Origin of the sequence: Streptomyces sp. AgN23 (assembly GCF_001598115.1) — a bacterium.
GTDB lineage: Bacteria > Actinomycetota > Actinomycetes > Streptomycetales > Streptomycetaceae > Streptomyces > Streptomyces antimycoticus.
Genome location: NZ_CP007153.1, coordinates 5,544,958 through 5,564,403, shown reverse-complemented (window position 1 = coordinate 5,564,403; position 19,446 = coordinate 5,544,958). Strand labels below are relative to the sequence as shown.

General features: G+C 72.5%; 17 protein-coding genes. 3 read left to right on the top strand and 14 right to left on the bottom strand.

Translation table 11 applies throughout. The features are described 5' to 3' along the window. Positions 1-226: 226 nt before the first annotated feature. Complete coding sequence (locus AS97_RS23945; RefSeq protein WP_059143789.1) at positions 227-1,873, top strand: protein kinase; 1,647 nt, start codon at positions 227-229, stop codon at positions 1,871-1,873. A gap of 114 nt (positions 1,874-1,987) precedes the next feature. On the opposite strand, the gene AS97_RS23940 is transcribed toward AS97_RS23945, so the two are convergent. The 9 genes from AS97_RS23940 to pdhA all read right to left on the bottom strand — a co-directional run bounded on the left by AS97_RS23940 (position 1,988) and on the right by pdhA (position 11,802). After that, positions 1,988-2,557 (bottom strand): bacterial proteasome activator family protein, encoded by a 570-nt coding sequence (locus AS97_RS23940; protein WP_059143788.1) that lies wholly within the window; start codon positions 2,555-2,557, stop codon positions 1,988-1,990. 63 nt (positions 2,558-2,620) lie between these two features. Then, positions 2,621-3,163 (bottom strand): hypothetical protein, encoded by a 543-nt coding sequence (locus tag AS97_RS23935; RefSeq protein WP_210565618.1) that lies wholly within the window; start codon positions 3,161-3,163, stop codon positions 2,621-2,623. Between the two features lie 342 nt (positions 3,164-3,505). Next, positions 3,506-4,483, bottom strand: a complete 978-nt coding sequence (locus AS97_RS23930; RefSeq protein WP_210565617.1) for an NAD(P)H-quinone oxidoreductase — start codon at positions 4,481-4,483, stop codon at positions 3,506-3,508. A 10-nt stretch (positions 4,484-4,493) separates the two neighbouring features. After that, positions 4,494-5,549 (bottom strand): potassium channel family protein, encoded by a 1,056-nt coding sequence (locus tag AS97_RS23925; RefSeq protein ID WP_059143785.1) that lies wholly within the window; start codon positions 5,547-5,549, stop codon positions 4,494-4,496. Next, positions 5,546-7,171: a molybdopterin molybdotransferase MoeA gene (locus AS97_RS23920; RefSeq protein WP_210567271.1), complete on the bottom strand. Its 1,626-nt coding sequence runs from the start codon at positions 7,169-7,171 to the stop codon at positions 5,546-5,548. The genes AS97_RS23925 and AS97_RS23920 overlap by 4 nt, the downstream gene beginning before the upstream one ends. A gap of 308 nt (positions 7,172-7,479) precedes the next feature. Next, entirely contained in the window at positions 7,480-8,307 is an 828-nt protein-coding gene (locus AS97_RS23915; protein WP_125759575.1) for an NTP transferase domain-containing protein, read from the bottom strand. A 29-nt stretch (positions 8,308-8,336) separates the two neighbouring features. Then, positions 8,337-9,611 carry a dihydrolipoamide acetyltransferase family protein gene (locus AS97_RS23910; protein ID WP_210565616.1) on the bottom strand — a complete coding sequence of 425 codons (1,275 nt, stop codon included), beginning with the start codon at positions 9,609-9,611 and terminating at the stop codon, positions 8,337-8,339. After that, complete coding sequence (locus AS97_RS23905; protein WP_059143781.1) at positions 9,611-10,660, bottom strand: alpha-ketoacid dehydrogenase subunit beta; 1,050 nt, start codon at positions 10,658-10,660, stop codon at positions 9,611-9,613. The genes AS97_RS23910 and AS97_RS23905 overlap by 1 nt, the downstream gene beginning before the upstream one ends. Further along, positions 10,660-11,802 (bottom strand): pyruvate dehydrogenase (acetyl-transferring) E1 component subunit alpha, encoded by a 1,143-nt coding sequence (gene pdhA, locus AS97_RS23900; RefSeq protein ID WP_210565615.1) that lies wholly within the window; start codon positions 11,800-11,802, stop codon positions 10,660-10,662. The genes AS97_RS23905 and pdhA overlap by 1 nt, the downstream gene beginning before the upstream one ends. Before the next feature lie 183 nt (positions 11,803-11,985). Here pdhA and AS97_RS23895 point away from each other — a divergent pair, with 183 nt between their 5' ends. Then, positions 11,986-12,474 carry an Lrp/AsnC family transcriptional regulator gene (locus AS97_RS23895; protein ID WP_014053609.1) on the top strand — a complete coding sequence of 163 codons (489 nt, stop codon included), beginning with the start codon at positions 11,986-11,988 and terminating at the stop codon, positions 12,472-12,474. Positions 12,475-12,489: 15 nt separating this feature from the next. On the opposite strand, the gene AS97_RS23890 is transcribed toward AS97_RS23895, so the two are convergent. Further along, a complete protein-coding gene (locus AS97_RS23890) occupies positions 12,490-13,083 on the bottom strand; it encodes a TetR/AcrR family transcriptional regulator (RefSeq protein ID WP_059143779.1) in 594 nt (197 codons plus the stop codon). A 2-nt stretch (positions 13,084-13,085) separates the two neighbouring features. Continuing rightward, positions 13,086-14,603 carry a 3-hydroxyacyl-CoA dehydrogenase gene (locus AS97_RS23885; RefSeq protein ID WP_210565614.1) on the bottom strand — a complete coding sequence of 506 codons (1,518 nt, stop codon included), beginning with the start codon at positions 14,601-14,603 and terminating at the stop codon, positions 13,086-13,088. A 129-nt stretch (positions 14,604-14,732) separates the two neighbouring features. On the opposite strand from AS97_RS23885, the gene paaN reads away from it, so the two are divergent. After that, positions 14,733-16,457 (top strand): phenylacetic acid degradation protein PaaN, encoded by a 1,725-nt coding sequence (paaN, locus tag AS97_RS23880; RefSeq protein WP_210565613.1) that lies wholly within the window; start codon positions 14,733-14,735, stop codon positions 16,455-16,457. A gap of 156 nt (positions 16,458-16,613) precedes the next feature. On the opposite strand, the gene AS97_RS23875 is transcribed toward paaN, so the two are convergent. From AS97_RS23875 to AS97_RS23865, 3 genes are read right to left on the bottom strand one after another with little or no spacing between them, the layout of a single operon-like run. Next, positions 16,614-17,375 carry an RNA methyltransferase gene (locus tag AS97_RS23875; protein ID WP_086711161.1) on the bottom strand — a complete coding sequence of 254 codons (762 nt, stop codon included), beginning with the start codon at positions 17,373-17,375 and terminating at the stop codon, positions 16,614-16,616. Next, complete coding sequence (locus AS97_RS23870) at positions 17,365-18,612, bottom strand: HTTM domain-containing protein (RefSeq protein ID WP_079059326.1); 1,248 nt, start codon at positions 18,610-18,612, stop codon at positions 17,365-17,367. The genes AS97_RS23875 and AS97_RS23870 overlap by 11 nt, the downstream gene beginning before the upstream one ends. Further along, entirely contained in the window at positions 18,609-19,376 is a 768-nt protein-coding gene (locus AS97_RS23865) for a DUF5819 family protein (RefSeq protein ID WP_210565612.1), read from the bottom strand. The genes AS97_RS23870 and AS97_RS23865 overlap by 4 nt, the downstream gene beginning before the upstream one ends. Between the last annotated feature and the right edge of the window lie 70 nt (positions 19,377-19,446).

Here is a 19,446-nt window from a genome sequence, read left to right as displayed (position 1 = left end):
GCCTTCGCGCCGTACATCGGTTGGTGATGGACCGGCCATCAAACCTGTTGACGCCAAAGCGATGCAAATCGCGTGACGGGTTCTTGCTCATCCGGTCACGGAACGGGCACGCGGCTTGACGTGTCCGTGGCCTGGGGCAGACTTGGCCACGATATCCAGAACATCAAGATCAATGCGTCGAAACGTGCGCGTCAGAGTAGTGAGTGCGCCTAGGGGGAAGTACGAAATGAGCCAGTACGGCGCATCAGGCAGGTATCACGGCCAATCTCTGGCGAACGGCCGCTATCAACTGCGTGACCTGCTGGGCGAGGGCGGAATGGCTTCCGTTCACCTGGCCTATGACTCCGTACTGGACCGCCAGGTCGCTATCAAGACGCTTCATACCGAGCTGGGGCGCGAGCAGTCCTTCCGCGAGCGGTTCCGCCGCGAGGCCCAGGCTGTAGCGAAACTCACGCACACCAATATCGTCTCGGTCTTCGACACCGGCGAGGACTCCGTCGACGGCTCCTTGATGCCGTACATCGTCATGGAGTACGTCGAGGGCCAGCCGCTGCGCGCGGTTCTGGACACCGATGTCCGGCAATACGGTGCGATGCCGACCGAAAAGGCGCTGAAGATCACCGGCGATGTGCTGGCGGCGCTGGAAATCAGCCATGAGATGGGGCTGGTCCACCGCGACATCAAGCCCGGTAACGTGATGATGACCAAGCGTAATGTGGTCAAGGTCATGGACTTCGGCATCGCCCGCGCCATGCAGTCCGGGGTCACCTCCATGACCCAGACCGGCATGGTCGTCGGCACCCCGCAGTACCTCTCCCCCGAGCAGGCGCTGGGCCGCGGCGTCGACGCCCGCAGCGACCTGTACTCGGTCGGCATCATGCTCTTCGAGCTACTGACCGGCAGGCTGCCCTTCGACGCTGACTCGCCGCTGGCCATCGCGTACGCGCACGTCCAGGAGGAGCCGGTCGCGCCCTCCGCGATCAACCAGTCCATTCCCCCGGCGGTGGACGCGCTGGTCGCCCGCGCCCTGAAGAAGAACCCGAACGAGCGCTTCCCGACCGCCGAGGCCATGCGCGACGAATGCGCCCGGGTCACCCGCACCGGGCAGACCGGCGCCTCCCCGATCATCATCAGCGGCGGCCCGCCGGCCCGCAGCGGCGTCGGCGTCGGCTCGGCCGTCTTCCCGCCGATCGACCAGCAGACGCCCGCCCCCGGCCCCGGCAGCGTCCAGACGCCGTACCAGCCGCAGCCCTCCGCCGGGCAGTACGGCGCCTTCGGCCCGTCCACCCCGGCCCCGGCCACCCCGCCGATGGGGCAGCACGGCTACCAGACCCCGACGCCGTCGTACCAGGGCCCCAGCACCCCGCCGCCGTACAGCGTCTCGCCCTCGGCGCCGTCCGGAGGCGGCGGCAACGGCAACAAGCGCGTGATCATAGGCTCGGCCGTCGTCGCGGCGGTCGCGGTCATCGCCGTGGTCCTGGCCATCGCGTTCAGCGGTGACGACGGCTCCAAGGACGAGAGCAAGGGGGGCGGGGGTGGCGGCGGCAAGACGTCGAAGCCGTCGGCCTCCGACACCGCATCGGGCTTCCGCATGGGCGACAAGACCAAGACGATCGAAACGTCGAGGTGCACCGACGCCTACGAGGACTCCGACGAGAAGGGCACGTACTCGGTGCCCGACTTCCAGAACCTCTACATCGACTCGGTGAAGAAGTGCATCCGGGCCGCGGGCTGGAAGTACCGCGTGGTGACCCAGGACGAGAATCTGTGGGGCAAGGGCACCGTCCTCAATTACACGTACCGGAACTACGAGCCGTACAACCCCAAGACGGACACCATCGAGCTGACCGTCTCCACGGGTAACCCGGGGTAGCCACGGCTTCGCGCCGGCCACGCGCCCGGCGCACCCCGCCGACTCCGCACACGACGCCGCGGGCCGCACCGGAAGGTGCGGCCCGCGGCGTCGTTTCGTCGTGCGGTGCCTGGCTCAGAGATACGGCCCCGAGCGGGCGCCACCCGGCTTGGGCATGTCCTCGTCCTCCTCGCCCCCGCCGAGCCCGGGCGGCAGCGCCCGGCGCATCTGCTCCAGCTGGGCACGCGCCGCCATCTGCTGCGCGAACAGGGTGGTCTGGATGCCGTGGAACAGCCCCTCCAGCCAGCCGACCAACTGGGCCTGGGCGATCCGCAGTTCCGCCTCGGTGGGCACCGCCTCGTCCGTGAAGGGCAGCGACAGCCGCTCCAGCTCCCCGATCAGCTCGGGTGCGAGCCCGTCCTCCAGCTCCTTCACCGAGCTGGAGTGGATCTCCTTGAGCCGGACCCGGCTGGCCTCGTCGAGGGGTGCGGCGCGCACCTCTTCCAGCAGCTGCTTGATCATGCTGCCGATCCGCATGACCTTCGCCGGCTGCTCGACCATGTCTGTCACGGGAATCTCGCGCGACTCGTCGTCACCACTGCCCTCGCCAGAAGCAGGACCGACGCCGCCGAGTGCCATGCCGTCCGGACCGACGACCAGGACGTGCGGGCTCTCCTGCGCTCGTTCGTTCATCGGCTGGTTCATACCCCTATTGTTCCGCACCGGCATCCGGTCCGGCGGTCGAGGGTCGTGGATTGGGCGGCGATGTCAGCGGCGGCGCAGCCGCAGACCGAAGAACGCCAGGCCGAGGCCGAGACCGGTGAGCGCGAGACCGGTGCCCAGCGGCAACACCCGCATCGCCCGCTCGCTGGGCTCGGCGGCGCTCCGCTGAGCACCGTAAGGCTGCCCGGAGGGGAGCACCTCGCGCGCCTGGTGGCGGTCCGGGCGCTGTGGCATGGGGAGGGAGGACGGCGTCCACTCGGGCACCAGCGAGAACCGCCCGGTCCCCTCGTCGCTCTCGGTCCCGCTCTCGTCCCCCTCTCCGTCCCTTTCGCCGTCCCGGTCCCGTGTCCCGGCCGAGGGGTCCTCGTCCGACGGTGAGGGAGCGGGGGGCCGGGCGCGGCCGGGGTGCGTACGGCCCTCGCCCGCCCGGGTGCCCGCCAGCCCACCGTCGTCGTCGGCGGCGCGGGCGGCGGGGGTGGTCGAGGTGGCGGATGCGGCGTGGGCGGCCTGGGCCGCCTGGGTGGCGGTCAGGGCGGTGCCCGCCAGCAGGGCCGCCGCGGGGAGTGTGCGGAGTGTCGCAGGGTTCACGGTGGTCACCCTCCCGTGCCGAACCGTTGCGTAACGGGATCAGCGTCACACGAGGGTACGCATCGGGCACCCTGGGCGCCGCCGTACGGACCGCGCCGCCGCAGTGGCTACCGCGACGCCGCAACGGCTCCGCGACGCCGCCGTCCGTACGGATCGCTCCGGGCCGGGGCCGGGCGGTTCCGCAGCAGAGCAGGGGCAACCCGACGGCCCGGCGACGCCGTGGCTGCGACGGAGAGCCGGGGCGGCCCGGCGGGTCCGGCGGCCCGGCGTGCGGACCGCCGGACCGCCCGTGACGAACGCTCCTTACGGCTTCCGTCAGCGCCCCGGGCCTGCCCGTGCCGCTCAGGTCGTCAGCAGGATCTTCCCCACATGCTCGCTGGACTCCAGCAGCCGGTGGGCCTCCGGGGCATCCCGCATCGGGACGGTGCGGTAGACGATCGGGCGGACCCGGCCGCCCGCGATCAGCGGCCAGACATGCTCCTGCACCGCCGCGATGATCGCCGCCTTCTGCGCCAGCGAGCGGCCCCGCAGCCCGGTGGCCGTCACGGCGGCGCTCTTGGAGAGCAGACCGGCCAGGTTCAGCTCGGCCTTCGCCCCGCCCTGCAGCCCGATGATCGCCAGTCGGCCGTTGGTGGCGAGCGTCTGTACGTTCCGGGCGAGGTACTTCGCGCCGACGATGTCCAGGATGACGTCGGCCCCCACCCCGTCGGTGGCCCGGCGGATCTCCTCGACGAAGTCCTGCTCGCGGTAGTCGATCAGGATGTCGGCGCCCAGCTCCCGGCAGGCCGCCAGCTTCTCCGGGCCGCCCGCGGTCACCGCGACCCGCGCCCCGACCGCCTTGGCGAGCTGGATCGCCATGGTGCCGATACCGCTCGATCCGCCGTGCACCAACACCGTCTCGCCCGGCCGGAGATGGGAGATCATGAAGACGTTGGACCATACGGTCGCGGTCACTTCGGGCAGCGCGGCGGCGGTGACCAGGTCCACGCCCTCGGGGAGGGACAATAGCTGCCCCGAGGGAACCACCACCTTCTCGGCATATCCACCGCCCGCGAGCAGGGCGCACACCTCGTCGCCCACGGCCCGGCCGGTGACGCCGGGGCCCAGCGCCGAGATCCGGCCCGAGCACTCCAGCCCGGCGTAGGGCGCGGCTCCGGGCGGTGGCGGATAGACGCCCTGGCGCTGCAGCACATCCGCGCGGTTGACGCCGGCGGCGGCCACGTCGACCAGGACCTCACCCTCACCGGGTACGGGATCGGGGACCTCGGCCCATACCAGGGCTTCGGGGCCACCGGGTTCGGGAATCGTGATCGCATGCATGGCCGCGAGGCTACTCCTGGACCATCGGCGCGCGAACGATCGTGATCAGCCGGTCGGCCGCCTGCAGCGGACTGGCGTCGGGGTCGTCGTAGGCGAGCAGACGATGGCCGCGCAGCACCGACACCACGAGGTCGTCGGTGTCCCGCACCGACTTGCCCACCTCCGCCTTCACCACGGTGCGCTCCACCAGGTCCAGGCCCGAACCCTGCTGGATCAGATCCTCGATCACCGCCCCGGCCGTCGGGCTCTGCACGCTCATGCCCAGCAGCCGGCCGGCCGCGCTGGCGCTGGTGATCACCGCGTCGGCTCCGGACTGGCGCAGCAGCGGCGCGTTCTCCTCCTCGCGCACCGCCGCCACGATGTTGGCGCCCCGGTTGAGCTGCCGGGCCGTCAGCGTGACCAGGACGGCGGTGTCATCGCGCTGGGTGGCGATCACGAACTGGCGGGCGCGCTGCGCCTCCGCGCGCAACAGCACATCGCTACGGGTCGCGTCGCCCACCACCCCCGCGAACCCGTCCGCGTTCGCCGCCTCGATCACCTTGTGGTTGGGGTCGACGACGACCACCCGGTTCTTGGCCAGTCCCGTCGCGCAGAGGGTCTGCACCGCGGACCGCCCCTTCGTGCCGAAGCCGACGACGACGGTGTGATCACGCAACGCTGACCTCCAGCGGTTCAGGCGGTACTGCTCGCGGGTTCGTTCGGCCAGGACTTCCAGGGTGGTGCCGACCAGGATGATCAGAAAGAGCACGCGCAACGGCGTGACCAGCAGGATGTTACTGAGCCGCGCGCTGTCGCTGTACGGCACGATGTCGCCGTATCCGGTCGTCGACAGCGTGACGGTCGAGTAGTAGACGGCGTCGAGGAAGTCGACGCTCTCGTCGGAGTTGTCGTGGTAGCCGGTGCGGTCGACGTAGACGATGACCACGGTCAGCACCAGCACCAGCAGCGCCAGCAGCAGTCGGCTGGCGACCTGGCGCAGCGGGCCCGCGCGGAAACGGGGCAGATGGACGCGGTGGCCACCGTCCTCGGGAGTGCGGGCGGCCGCGTCATGGCTGGGCAGCTTCACGCCGGGCCCTCCTCGGGGGATATGTCCTCGCCGTCCCCGTGGCCCGCTGCTCTGTCCGTGTGGTGGCTCGCTTGCGGTGTGCGGTGGCCGGCTTGGGGTGTGCGGTGGGCTTGGTCCGCGCGGCGCGTTTGGTCCGCGTAGCTCAGTTGCTCGGTCGTGATCGCCGACCACGGGAGATCCAGCACCTCGACCTCGGTGCCCCGCTTCGCCCCACCCGGCGGGATCACGGCGAGGCCGTCGGCCACCGCGATTCCGCGCAGCATCGCCGGGCCGTTGAAGCGCAGCGGCACCGCCGCGTCCTGCCGGAAGGTCACGGGGACCAGCCGGGTGTCCCGCGGATGCCCCTGTACGGCCTCGGCCAGCGGGGCCGGGCCGGGGGCGGGGGCCGGGCGGCCCGTCAGCGTCCGCAGCAGCGGCTCCGCGAGGGTCAGCAGACCGGACACCGCCGCGAGCGGATTGCCCGGGAGCCCCACCAGGTGGCGGGCGGGGCGGGTTTGAGGCCCGGGGGTTTCGGACTTTTCGGGGGTATCGGGGCCTTCGGGGTTCTCGCGGCTCTCGCGGTTCTCGGGTGCGAGGCGGGCGAGCAGCATGGGGTGGCCGGGGCGCACCGCCACCCCGTCCACCAGCAGTTCGGCGCCCAGGCGGCGCAGGGTGGGGTGGACATGGTCCACGGGCCCCGCGGCCGTGCCCCCGGTCGTCACGACGACATCGGCGGACGACTCGGCCACCGCCGCGCACACCGCGTCCGCCTCGTCGGCCAGCCGCCGGGTGCCCGTGACCTCGGCACCGAGCGCCCGCAGCCACGGCCCGACCATCGGCCCCAGCGCGTCCCGGATCCGGCCGTCGTGCGGCAGCCCCTCGGTGAGCAGCTCATCGCCGAGGACCAGCACCTCGACGCGCGGCCTGCGCACCGTCGGCAGTTCGTCGTATCCGGCCGCGGCGGCCAGGCCCAGTACGGCGGGGGTGACCAGGGTCCCGGCGGGGAGCAGCTGATCGCCGCTGCGGCACTCCTGGCCGCGGGTGCGGATGTCCTGGCCGAGGACGACGGGGTGGGCGGCGGACGCGTGGAGCCAGCCGTCGCCCGCGGCGGTGCCGTACTCGCTGCGCAGCACGGCGGTGGCGCCGGGCGGGACGCGGGCACCGGTGGCGATGCGGACGGCGTGGCCGTCGGGCAGGGCGGCCGCCTCACCGTGTCCGGCGAGGATGCCGTGGACCTGGTCCTTTTCATCAGTGGGCAGTCGCCAGGGGCCGGGGCCCGCGAGCGCCCAGCCGTCCATGGCGGAGGTGTCGAAGGGCGGCAGATCGGTGAGTGCGGCGAGCGGCGCGGCCAGGACCTGCCCGAGCGCCTCGGACAGCGGCCGCATCACCGGGGCGGCGTGGGCGGCCTCCTTGACGGCGGCGCGGGCGGCGATGGCGCGGGCGTCGGGCCAGGAAGTGGGGCTGTGGTGCGGTTCGTCCATAAGGGGGTGCGGGTGGGAGGTGGGGGCGGCTGGGGTGCGTTTCGGGTGCGGGGCCGGGGTCTGCGGGGCGGGGGCCCTGGACCGCGTGTTTTTGCTGCCAGTGCCCTCTGACGTCGAGTTACCCAGAAATTGGCGCCACACGTGTACGTCAGCGTCCAGCATCCCCTCCCCTCCCGCCCCGTCCCCTCCCGTCTCCTCGCGGCTCTCCCGCCGTTTCCCCGGCCGCTCATGGGCCAGGTCGAGCGCGGTCTCGGCCCAGTCCGTGCCGGTCGAGCCGGCGCTGTTGTCGCGGCCTCGTTCCGGGGCGGGCCGGCCCGGGCGGCCGTTGGCCAGGTTGAGGGCCGCGTCCGCCCAGTCGTCCTCGTCGGAGTACCCCGGACCCTCCGGTACCGGCTCCGCCTCGTTGGCCAGCGCCAGCGCCTCGTCGACCTCTCGATCCAGCGGGTCCCCGTCCCGGGGGTTGCGTGGTGTCACTGCTCCTCGGCCCAACGGGCGGCCAGCGCCGCGGCCTTCTCGGTCGCGGCGGCCAGTGCCTCCGGGCCGCCGCCCTTCTGGGCCGCGGCGTAGCCGACGAGGAAGGTGGTCAGGGGGGCTGCGGGCCGGGCGACGCCATGTGCGGCGTCACGGGCCAGATCGAGTAGCGCCGCGGTGTCGACATCCAGGTCGATCCCGAGCTCGGCCTTGACTGCGGTAATCCATTCGTCCAACACGCTTCCATGCTCCCTGATCCGCGCTCGAGCCGTGGTGATGTCCTCCCAGGTGTCGCAGTCGAACGACGCCGTGGGGTGCTGGAGGCGGGCCAGGGCCAGCTCGGAGACGAGGAGGCGCAGGGGCAGCCCGCCGAGGCCGCCGTGTTCGGTGGCGAGGAGGGCGATCTCGCGGCGCAGCGGCTCGGCGCGGTAGGCGGCGACAAGGGGCTGCTCGCGGCCGTCGGAGTCGATGAGCACGGCGCCTTCGGTGCTCTCGACGCCGTTGAGGAGGGTCTCCACGGTCTCGGGGGTCAGGAAGGGCAGATCGGCGGAGAGGACGAGGACAACCGGAGCGGTGGTCTGCCGGACGCCCGCGTCGACGGCCGCGACCGGGCCGCCGCCGGGGGGCTCCTCCCGGGCCCACCGCACGGGCCGCACCGTGGGCCTGCGCGGGCCGACGACGACGGTCCGCCCGGCGCCGCGGCAGGCGTCCAGCACCCGGTCGAGCAGGGCTCGCCCGCCCACCCGCAGTGCGGGCTTGTCCACCCCACCGAGCCGCCGGGCGGCGCCCCCGGCCAGGATCACCGCGTCATACGCACCTGGAGTCACCCCATGAGTATGGCGCCGCCGGGCATCCGCTACAGCCGTCGCAACAACACCATGGGCTGCTCCACGCAGTCGGCCACGTACCGCAGGAATCCGCCGGCGGTGCCCCCGTCGCACACCCGGTGGTCGAAGGTGAACGACAGCTGCACCACCTGGCGCACCGCCAGCTCGCCCTGGTGCACCCAGGGCTTCGGGGTGATCCGCCCGACCCCGAGCATCGCCGCCTCGGGGTGGTTGATGATCGGTGTCGAGCCGTCGACCCCGAAGACCCCGTAGTTGTTCAGGGTGAAGGTGCCGCCGGTGAGCTGCGCGGGGGCGAGAGTCCCGGTCCGCGCGGCCTCGGTCAGCCGGACGATCTCCTCGGACAGCCCCTCTATGGTCCGCCTCTGCGCGTCGCGCACCACGGGGACCACCAGGCCCCGGTCGGTCTGCGCCGCGAAGCCGAGGTGGACGTCGGGGAGCCGGATGATCTCCCGGCCTTCCCTGTCCACCGTGGCGTTGAGCTCGGGGAAGCGCGCCAGGGCCGCCGTGCAGATACGGGCCAGGAGGGCGAGCACGGAGACCTTGGGCCCGCCCGCGGCGTTCATCACCGCGCGTGCGGCGAGCAGTTCGGTCGCGTCGGCGTCCACCCAGCAGGTCGCGTCGGGGATCTCGCGCCGACTGCGGGCGAGCTTGTCGGCCACGGCGCCCCGCACCCCGCGCAGCGGAACCCGCTCCCCCTCCGGGGCGACCGCGGGGGCGGGCTCGGGCGCGGCCACGGGTGCGGAAGCCGCCACCGCTCGCTCCACATCCGCCCGCAGAATCAGCCCCTCGGGGCCTGAGCCCTTGAGCTGCCGCAGATCGACGTCGTGCTCCCGGGCCAGCCGCCGTACCAAGGGCGAGATCACCGGCAGGGGCCCGGCGGGGGCCACCGCCACCGTCTCACGCAGCGGCCCGGGGGAGAGCTGGACGCGACGGCGCCGCGCGGCGGGGCCGGCCGTGCCATAGCCGACCAGCACATTGCCCGATCCGCCGTCGGCAGCGCTCTCGGTGACCGGCGGAGCGGATCCGTCGTCCGAGCCCTCCGGCACGGCGACCGTGATCAGCGGTGCCCCGACCGGCACCTCCGCGCCCTCCTCGCCGTAACGGGCCGTCACCACGCCGCCGTAGGGGCACGGCACATCCACCATCGCCTTGGCCGTCTCGACCTCGACCACCGGCTGGTCGACCACGACCACATCACCGACCTGGACCAGCCAGCGCACGATCTCGGCGCCGGTCAGCCCCTCGCCCAGATCGGGCAGGGTGAACTCCCGTACGACAGCCATCAGACGGCGCTCCCCTCGGTCCACTCCGACTCCCACTGCAGCCGGGCGACGGCGTCCAGCACCCGGTCCACACCGGGCAGATGGTGCCGCTCCAGCATGGGCGGCGGGTAGGGGATGTCGAATCCGGCGACCCGCAGCACGGGCGCCTCCAGATGGTGGAAGCAGCGCTCGGTGACCCGGGCGGCGATTTCCCCGCCGGGCCCGCCGAAGCCTGTGGCCTCGTGGACGACGACCGCGCGGCCGGTGCGGCGCACGGAGGCGCACACCGTGTCGTCGTCGAAGGGGACGAGCGAGCGCAGATCGACGACCTCCAGATCCCAGCCCTCGGCCCGGGCCGCCTCGGCGGCTTCGAGGCACACCGGAACGGAGGGGCCGTAGGAGATCAGGGTGGCGCTGCGCCGGCCGCCGGTGGCGGGCCTGCGCACCACCGCGCGCCCGATCGGCGGCACCTGCTCGGGGGCGTCGGCCGACCAGTCGGCCTTGGACCAGTACAGCCGCTTGGGCTCGAGGAAGATCACCGGGTCGTCGGAGGCGATGGCGGCGCGCAGCAGCCCGTAGGCGTCGGCGACGGTCGCGGGGGCGACGACATGGAGGCCGGGCGTGGCCATGTAGTAGATCTCGGAGGAGTCGCTGTGGTGCTCGACGCCGCCGATGCCGCCCCCGTAGGGCACCCGCACGGTGATCGGCATCGGCATCGCGCCCCGGGTGCGGTTGCGCATCCGCGAGACATGGCTGATGAGCTGCTCGAAGGACGGGTACGCGAAGGCGTCGAACTGCATCTCGACCACCGGCCGCAGCCCGTACATGGCCATGCCCACGGCGGTGCCGAGGATGCCCGCCTCGGCGAGCGGCGTATCCGTACAGCGGTCCTCGCCGAACTCCTTGGCGAGCCCGTCGGTGATCCGGAAGACGCCGCCCAGGGTGCCCACGTCCTCCCCGAGGACATGGACGGACGGGTCGGCGGCCATGGCGTCGCGCAGCGCGCGGCCGAGGGCCTGGGCCATGGTGGCGGGCTTACGGGCGGTGTCGGCCCCGATGGCGGTGGTCATCACTCCCCCTTCCCGGAGTGGCCGGCCTCGGCGTCGAGCTCCGCTCGCAGCTGGGCCGCCTGCTCGCGCAGCTGGCTGGTCCGGTCGGCGTAGACGTGCTCGAAGAGCTCCATGGGATCGAGGACCGCGTCCTGGTGCATGCGCGTCCGCAGATCGGCGGCGAGCCGCTCCGCGGACTCCCGGGCGGCCCGGACTCCCTCGTCGTCCAGCAGACGGCGATCCCGCATGGCGTCCTCCAGGAGCGCTATCGGGTCGTGTGCCTGCCACGCCTCGACCTCGGAGTCGGGGCGGTAGCGGGTGGCGTCGTCGGCGTTGGTGTGGGCCTCGATGCGGTAGGTGACCGCCTCGACCAGGGTGGGGCCGCCTCCGCCACGGGCGCGGCGCACCGCCTCCGCCAGGACCTGGTGGACGGCGGCCACGTCATTGCCGTCGACGAGGCGGCCGGGCATCCCGTACCCGACCGCCTTGTGGGCGAGGGAGGGCGCGGCGGTCTGCTTGGCGAGCGGGACGGAGATGGCGAAGCCGTTGTTCTGGACGAGGAAGACCACCGGGGCTCGCCACACGGCCGCGAAGTTGAGGGCCTCATGAAAATCGCCCTCGCTGGTGCCGCCGTCGCCGACCAGGGCGAGGGCCACGACATCGTCGCCCTTGAGGCGGGCGGCGTGGGCGAGGCCGACGGCGTGCGGCAGCTGGGTGGCCAGCGGGGTGCACAGCGGGGCCACGCGGTGTTCGTGGGGGTCGTAGCCGGAGTGCCAGTCGCCGCGCAGCAGGGTCAGGGCGTCGACGGGGTCGAGCCCGCGGGCCACGGCGGCCAGGGTGTCGCGGTAGCTGGGAAAGAGCCAGTCGCGGTCCTCCAGCACCAGCCCGGCCGCGACCTGGCAGGCCTCCTGCCCGGTGGAGGAGGGATAGACGGCCAGCCGGCCCTGCCGGGTGAGGGCGGTGGCCTGGGCGTTGTAGCGGCGGCCGCGCACCAGCTCGCGGTGGAGCCGGGTCAGCAGATCGGGGGAGATGTCGGCGGCAGCGGCGGTGCCCAGCAGGCGGTACGGCTCCGCGTCGGGCAGCAGCGGCGCGGCCTCGACGCGGGGCTGCCAGCCGGGCGGGGGAGTGGGCCGGTAGGCACCGGGCTGCTCAAGGACCGTCATGTCGCGACCTCCTGGGCGTGGCGTACGGCGGGAGGGCGGGACGTGCCGTGCGGCATCGCCCTCCCCCTACCGATTGTTCGGTCGTTGACGCATTTTGGCTACAGGCGACCCAAGCCTGTGGACAAACGGTTCTGCAGCGCCTGTGATGAAGACAGGACGTCCATGAAGGGGAGGCGGGACGATATGCGGGGCGAACAGATGGCCAATCCGGACGGCAAACCCCCGGCGCGCCCTCTGGACGCCATCGACCACGACATCCTGCGTCTGCTCCGAACGGATGGCCGTGCCTCCATACGCTCCGTGGCCGAGCAGGTGCATGTCTCGCGCGCCAACGCCTATGCCCGGATCAACCGCCTGATCGACGACGGGGTGATCCGGGGTTTCAGCGCCCGGGTGGACCAGGAGCGGGCCGGGCAGGGTGCGTCCGCGTACATCACGCTGAAGATCGTCCAGAACTCCTGGCGCACCGTGCGCGAACAACTCCGCCAGCTCCCCGGGGCCGCCCACATCGCCCTGGTCAGCGGGGACTTCGATGTGCTGCTCCTGGTGCACACCGAGGACAACCGCTCGCTGCGCGAGCTGGTCCTCACCCGGATCCAGGCCATACCGGAGGTGCTGAGCACCCGGACGCTGCTGGTCTTCGAGGAGACGGATCTGGACTCGGAGCCGTAGCGGGGGCTGGAGCGCTCAGCGCTCCGTGCGCAGGCCCGCGAAGGCCGTCCGGACCACGGCCTCGGCCACTTCCTGGGAGGTGGCGGCCCCGCCGCGGCCCGGCCGGTACCACTCCACAATGGAGTTGATCATGCCGAAGAGCAGCCGGGTCGCCAGCCGGGCGTCCACGTCGGACCGCAGGTCGCCGTCGGCCGCCGCCTGCTTGAGCAGCTCCGCGACCTGGTGGTCGAACTCCCGGCGCCGCGCCATGGCCCACCGCTCGGTGTCCGTGTTGCCCCGGACGCGCAGCAGCAGGGTGACGTAGGGCAGCTCCTCCATCAGCACCTCGCTGGTGCGCCGGGTCACATGCTCCAGCCGTTCGATCGCCCGCCCGTCGCGTGCGGCGGGCTCCTGGAGGATGCCGAACAGCCCGTCCAGCGCACGGCTTATGGCGAGCCGGAGCAGTTCCTCCTTGCCCTTCACATGGTGGTAGATGGAGGACTTGGAGATCCCGGCGGCTCGGGAGAGGTGCTCCATGGAGGTGCCGTCGTAGCCACGCTCGTTGAACACCTCCACGGCGACCGCGAGCAGCGATTCGGGCGTGTAGGTGTCGCGCTTGGCCATGGTCATGATTAGAGCAGCCTCTCATCGGCGGCGGCACGCCGGATCAGCGCCTGGGAGGGGGCGTAGCGGCCGGTCGGACAGGCTTGGTGGAGGTTGCGCAGCGTGTCGCGCACCCAGCGGGCGCCGAGCGCGTACCCCCAGGCCAGCGGTCCGCGCGGGTAGTTGACCCCGGTCAGCATGGCCGTGTCCACGTCCTCGGGGCTCGCCACGCCGCGTGCGACGGCGTCCTCGGCGAAGTCCACGAGCATCGCGACCGTGCGAGCCACGACCATGCCGGGGACGTCCTGGACCACGCTGACCGCCTTACCGAGCGCCTGGAACAGGCCGATCGCGGACCGCAGGGACTCCTCGGTGACGGCTGGGGAGGGGGCGAGGGCGACTCGGACGGCGGTGCGGTAGTCCAGCGCCAGGTCGAAGCGGACCGCCGCGGCGAAGGGGTCGTCGGTGGCGGTCGTGCCGTCGGTCAGGGACAGGCGGGTGCCGTCGGGCAGGGCGAGATGTCCCCCGACGGGCTCGCGGGTCACCGGGATGCCCGCCTCCTCGATGAGGCCCACCAGCCCCTGCGCCGGCCCCAGGTCGCCGTGGAGGGCGACCTTCGCGGGCGGCTCGCACGGCTCGGCGGTGTGCGGGGCGGGCCGCCCGGCGCCCTCGGAGTGGTCGAACCAGCCATGGCCCGTCTTGCGCCCGAGCCGTCCGGCGGCCACGAGCTGCCGCTGGGCGAGCGACGGGGTGAATTTCGGATCGTGGAACAGCGCTTCCCACACGGATCGGGTGACGGCCTCGTTCACGTCCTGGCCGATCAGATCGGTGAGCTCGAAGGGACCCATCCGGAAGCCGCCGGACTCCCGCAGCACGGCGTCCAGGGTGGCGGGGTCGGCGGCGCGCTCCTCGTACGCCCGGAACGCCTCGGCGTAGAAGGGGCGGGCGATCCGGTTGACGATGAATCCGGGGGTGTCGGCGCAGCGCACCGGGGTCTTTCCCCAGGCCGCGACGGTGGCGTGGGCACGGTCGGCGGCGGCCTCGTCCGTTTCGGCGCCGCGGACCACCTCCACCAGCGGCATCAGCGGGGCCGGATTGAAGAAGTGCAGACCGATGAGGCGGCCGGGGCGGCGCAGGACGCCCGCGACGGCCGTGACGGAGAGGGAGGACGTGTTGGTGGCGAGCAGACAGCCGTCGGAGACCACCGACTCCAGCGCGGTGAACAGCTGCTGCTTGGCGCCGAGTTCCTCGAGGATCGCCTCGACCACCAGCTCCGCCTCGGCCAGGTCCGCGAGGTCGGCGACGGGGGCGAGCCGGCCGAGGGCCGCGTCACGGTCGGCGGCCGTGAGCCGTTCCTTGGCGACCAGCCGGCCGAGCCGGGCCGCGATGGCGTCGGCGGCCTGGGAGGCGCGGCCGGGCGCCGCGTCGTAGAGCCGCACGGGATGGCCCGCGGCCAGCGCCACCTGGGCGATCCCCTGGCCCATCGTGCCGGTGCCGATGACGGCGACGACGCCGGCGCGGTCGATCCCACGGTCGCTCGCAGTCATGCCGCAGATCCTTTTCGACGAAGTTATCCACAGGTTCGCCAGGCCCTCTTGTCCCGACCGATCGTTCGGTTACTCTAACTCTGTCGCCCATCCCAGCCCAGCCCCAGCTCGACGAGGAGTTGGTCAGTCGTGACCGCCGCACTCACCACCGCGCAGTTGACGCAAGAGCACCGCCCCACCCTCGACCAGGCCCTGGAGGCGATTCGTACCCGCGCCTATTGGTCCCCGCACCCCGAGCACCCGAAGGCTTACGGCGGCGAGGGCGAGAGCGGGCGCCCGAGCCTGAGCGTCGCCGAGGGCCAGGCCGCGTTCGAGGCGCTGCGCGGCCGGCGCATCGAGCTGGACCAGCCGGGCACCGACGGCTGGACGGGCTCCGAGGTCTCGCCGTTCGACGTCGAGATGGGCATGGAGTATCCGCATCCGGACCTCGATGTGCTCCTCCCGGCGATGCGGGCGGGGATGTCCGCCTGGCGGGAGGCCGGTCCGGAGACGCGGGCCATGGTGTGTCTGGAGATCCTGGCCCGGATCGGCGCCCGGTCGCATGAGTTCGCCCAGGCCGTCATGCACACCAGTGGTCAGGCGTACATGATGGCCTTCCAGGCTGGCGGCCCCCACGCCCAGGACCGCGGTCTCGAGGCGGTGGCGTACGCGTTCGCCGAGCAGACCCGCACCCCCGGCGCCGCGGACTGGTCCAAGCCGCAGGGCAAGCGCGACCCGCTGCGCCTGCGCAAGACGTTCACGGCGGTCCCGCGCGGTATCGCGCTGCTGATCGGCTGCAACACCTTCCCGACGTGGAACGGCTATCCGGGGCTCTTCGCCTCGCTCGCCACCGGCAATCCGGTGCTGGTCAAGCCCCACCCCCAGGCCGTGCTGCCGCTGGCGCTGACCGTCCAGGTGGCGCGCGAGGTGCTGAAGGAGGCGGGGTTCAGCCCCGATCTGGTGGCGCTGGCCGCCGAGCGGCCGGACGAGGGGATCGCCAAGGTCCTCGCCGTCCGCCCCGAGATCCGCATCATCGACTACACGGGCTCGACCGCCTTCGGCGACTGGCTGGAGACCCATGCCCGCCAGGCCCAGGTCTTCACCGAGAAGGCGGGGGTCAACACGGTGGTGATCGACTCCACCGACGACTACCAGGGCATGCTGGCCAACCTGGCGTTCTCCCTGTCCCTCTACAGCGGCCAGATGTGCACCACCCCGCAGAATCTGCTGATCCCCCGCGACGGCATCACCACCGACGCCGGTCCCAAGAACTACGACGAGGTGGTGGCCGACCTGGCGGCGGCGGTGGACGGCCTGCTGAGCGACGACGCCCGGGCGAGCGCGCTGCTGGGCGCGATCGTGGGCCCGCGGGTCCAGGAGCGGCTGGAGGCCGCGCCCGGCCTGGGCGCGGTCGCCCTGGCCTCGCGCACCGTGACCCACCCCGACTTCCCGGGCGCCACGGTCCGTACGCCGCTGATGGTCAAAGCGGACGGCGCACGGAAGTTGTGGGAGGGGGCCGACGCGGACGCGCCCTATCTGTCCGAGTGCTTCGGCCCGGTCTCCTTCGCCGTCGCCGTCGACTCCACACAGGACGCGGTCGCGCTGCTGCGCCGGACCACCCGGGACAAGGGCGCGATGACGGTCGGCGCGTACACCTCCTCACCGGAGGCGGAGCGGCTGATCGAGGAGGCGTGCCTGGAGGAGTGCGCCCAGCTGTCGCTCAATCTGACCGGCGGGGTGTATGTGAACCAGACCGCGGCCTTCTCGGACTTCCACGGCTCGGGCGGCAACCCGTCGGCCAACGCCGCGCTGTGCGACGGGGCGTTCGTGGCAGGCCGCTTCCGGATGATCGAGGTCCGCCGCCCGGCGGAATAACAAGGCCCGGTGCGCGGGGCGCGCTACACGGGTCGTGTCACCGCACACGCCCCGCCCGCCCCGTCTGGAGCCCGCCCGCCCCGTCTGGAGCCCGCCCGCCCCGCGCGGACACGGCCTCGGGGGCGGGCGGGGCGGGTCCAGCCTTGGCGTCGGGGCCTAGGCCGGGCGATCGGGGCCGCCCCAGTGGAAGAGGGCCATGGCCACGCTGGTGGCCAGGTTGTAGCTGGAGACCTGTGGTCGCATGGGGAGGGCCACCAGCCTCGTAGCCCGCTTCCGCAGCTCCGGCGAGATCCCGTGCCGCTCGGAGCCGAAGGCGAGCAGCGCGTCATCGGGGATGGCCACGGACCGGATGTCCTCCCCCTCCGCGTCCAGCACATACAGCGGCCCCTCCGGAAGGGCGTCGCCCGGCAGCCGCTCGACCGCGGTGGCGAAGTGAAGCCCGGCGCCGGACCGCACCGCGTTCGGATGCCAGGGATCGATATCGCCGGTGGTGACCACGCCGGTGGCCCCGAAGCCTGCGGCGAGCCGGACCACGGCGCCGACGTTCCCCAGGTTGCGGGGATTGTCCAGGACGACCACCGGGGCAGTCCGGGGCCGCTTGGACAGCTCGTCCAGATTGCCCTGCCGGCCGCGTCGTACCGCCAGCGCGGCGACCCGTGTGGGGTGCACCCTGGGCACCAGATCGCGCAGGGTGCCGGCCTCCACCTCCACCAGGAGATCCGCGATCGTCTCGGTGAGATCGTCGGCAAGGCCCTCGGCGAGTTCCACGGCGGCCACCTTGTCGCTGGTGACCGCGGCGCGCACCTCCGCGCCGAAGCGCAGGGCGTGCTTCAGCGCGTGGAAGCCGTCGAGCAGGACGGTCTCGGGGGCCGTCGCGCGCCAGTGCCGTACGGCCTGCGCGGCCTCGTCATCGATCATTCCCCCAGCGTACGAGGGTGTCGGTCGCGGGTTCCCCGTCGCTCTCCCGCACCCGCTGCCCCGGCAGCCACACCGCGCGCGCCGTCAGCCGGTGCCGGGCCCGGGCCAGCCGCGCCTCGGCCCAGCGCAGGAAGTTCGTCGGCAGGAAGACCGAGTCCGCCGCGATCACGGCGAGCGAGAAGAAGGGCAGCCCCAGCATCACGGCGATGCCGAGGTGCTCCAGCATCAGCAGGACGAGCATCACGTTCTTGGCCCGCCGGTTGAGCAGGGTGAACGGGAAGGCCACCTGGACGATGACCGTGCCGTAGGTCAGCACCATCACGAGGGTGCCGCTGGACGCCATGAGGTCGGTCAGCCCCGGCCAGGGCGAGAAGTAGTCCAGATGCAGCGGGTAGTAGAGGGCGGTGCCGTCCTGCCAGCGCGAGCCCTGGATCTTGTACCAGCCGGCCGTGGCGTACAGCAGACACACCTCGGCCATGATCACCACCAGGACCCCGTTGTGCGCCACATTGGCGAGCGCGTCCAGAACGGTGCGCGGCTCCCCCGGTGCGTAACGCTGGACGAGCCACCAGCCGGCCTGGACGATCCACAACCCCCACAGCACGGTGGCCCAGCCCAGTCCGGGCAGCGGGCCGTCGGAGGTCAGGGAGAGCCGGGCGTCGGTGAGCAGTTGTACCCAGAGCAGGGCGGTCCCGGTGACGGCCCACAGCACGATGCCGGTGGTGTCGCGCGGCGGCCGCTCGCGGTCCGCCTGCCGGGCCGCCCGGCGCGCGTCCAGCGACCACACCTGACCGCACCGGGTGAGCACCAGGTACATCGACATCAGATGGATGAGATTGTCGCCGCCGTCCCCCACGAAGATGGAGCGGTTCTGCAGCGACAGCACCCCGATCATGAACAGCACGGACATGGTGCGGGTGCGCCAGCCCACCAGCAGCAGCGCGCTGGAGACGAGGGCGAGGGCGTAGACGACCTCGAACCACACCCCGCCGTCGGACCACATGAGCGCGCTGAAGGCGCGGTTGCCATCGATCAGCCGCGCGGCCATGTCCCAGTTCCACGGACCGTCCGGCCCGTACAGCTCCTGGCGGTGCGGCCATTCGCGCACCAGGAAGAGGAGCCAGGTGAAGGAGAAGCCGATGCGCACCGCGGCGCTCTGCCGGGGGCCGAGCGCGGCTCCGGTGACGCGGGCGTAGCCATGCGCCACGGCGGTCTGGAGGCGGGCGGAGGGGGTCACCGGCTCTTCGCCTCCGGGATGTCATCGGTGGTCACCGTCCACCACGGCAGCGTCCGGTAGATCGTCTTGGTGTCGATCTTCTCGTCGCTCCAGGACGGCGGGGTCACCGGAGTGGTCGCGGAGCGCACCTGTATGCGCTCCACGGCGCCGCCGTCCTCCTCGCGGCCGAAGCGGAGCATCACGATCCGGCGGATGTACTGCTCGGCGAGGCTGCCGCGCATGCCCTGCGGCCGCTCCCGCGCGTCATGCGAGCCGACGTAGAACTCCCAGGCGCGGCGCAGCTCGTTCTGCTGAGTGTGGCTGGGCAGCGGGTTGTGGCGGATGGCCGTCCCGTCCTGGGCCGAGAGGTCGCGCCAGCCGGTGGTCGCGGTGCCGCCCTCGCGGGTGCGGATCTCGGCGCGGGCCTGGACGGCGATGTTCTGCTGGAGCGGGTTGGGGGCGAAGAGCTTCCAGACCCGTTCGAACTCCGGATAGATGTAGTCGTCGATCGCCGCGCCGTGCCGCTTGGTGAGGGTGTTGGGCGGTGAGACGGCCAGAAAGGCCGCCGAGAGGTGGATCGCGGCGGCGACGGCGGCGACCGCGATACCCACCGCGATGATCAGCTGAGCGGGCAGGGAGAGCGCGGTGAGCGGTTCCGCCGCGCCGGCGGCCGGTTCCGGTTCCGTCGATGCCGGTTCCGGCTCCGGTTCCGGTTCTGTCGGTCCCGGTTCCGGTTCTGTCGGTCCCGGTTCCGGCTCCGTCCCGGCCATGCCCAGCCCCGCCATACCCCGCCCCGCTCCCGATGGTCCAGGTCTTCGCGCACGCCGGTCGACCGCGCGCCCCGTGGCCCCCACG

Coding starts and splice junctions, on each gene's coding strand:
- AS97_RS23945 (WP_059143789.1), top strand. CDS start 227: ATGAGCCAGTACGGCGCATCAGGCAGGTATCACGGCCAATCTCTGGCG.
- AS97_RS23940 (WP_059143788.1), bottom strand. CDS start 2,557: ATGAACCAGCCGATGAACGAACGAGCGCAGGAGAGCCCGCACGTCCTG.
- AS97_RS23930 (WP_210565617.1), bottom strand. CDS start 4,483: ATGCATGCGATCACGATTCCCGAACCCGGTGGCCCCGAAGCCCTGGTA.
- AS97_RS23920 (WP_210567271.1), bottom strand. CDS start 7,171: ATGCTGGACGCTGACGTACACGTGTGGCGCCAATTTCTGGGTAACTCG.
- AS97_RS23910 (WP_210565616.1), bottom strand. CDS start 9,611: ATGGCTGTCGTACGGGAGTTCACCCTGCCCGATCTGGGCGAGGGGCTG.
- AS97_RS23905 (WP_059143781.1), bottom strand. CDS start 10,660: ATGACCACCGCCATCGGGGCCGACACCGCCCGTAAGCCCGCCACCATG.
- pdhA (WP_210565615.1), bottom strand. CDS start 11,802: ATGACGGTCCTTGAGCAGCCCGGTGCCTACCGGCCCACTCCCCCGCCC.
- AS97_RS23895 (WP_014053609.1), top strand. CDS start 11,986: ATGCGGGGCGAACAGATGGCCAATCCGGACGGCAAACCCCCGGCGCGC.
- AS97_RS23890 (WP_059143779.1), bottom strand. CDS start 13,083: ATGACCATGGCCAAGCGCGACACCTACACGCCCGAATCGCTGCTCGCG.
- AS97_RS23885 (WP_210565614.1), bottom strand. CDS start 14,603: ATGACTGCGAGCGACCGTGGGATCGACCGCGCCGGCGTCGTCGCCGTC.
- AS97_RS23875 (WP_086711161.1), bottom strand. CDS start 17,375: ATGATCGATGACGAGGCCGCGCAGGCCGTACGGCACTGGCGCGCGACG.
- AS97_RS23865 (WP_210565612.1), bottom strand. CDS start 19,376: ATGGCGGGGCTGGGCATGGCCGGGACGGAGCCGGAACCGGGACCGACA.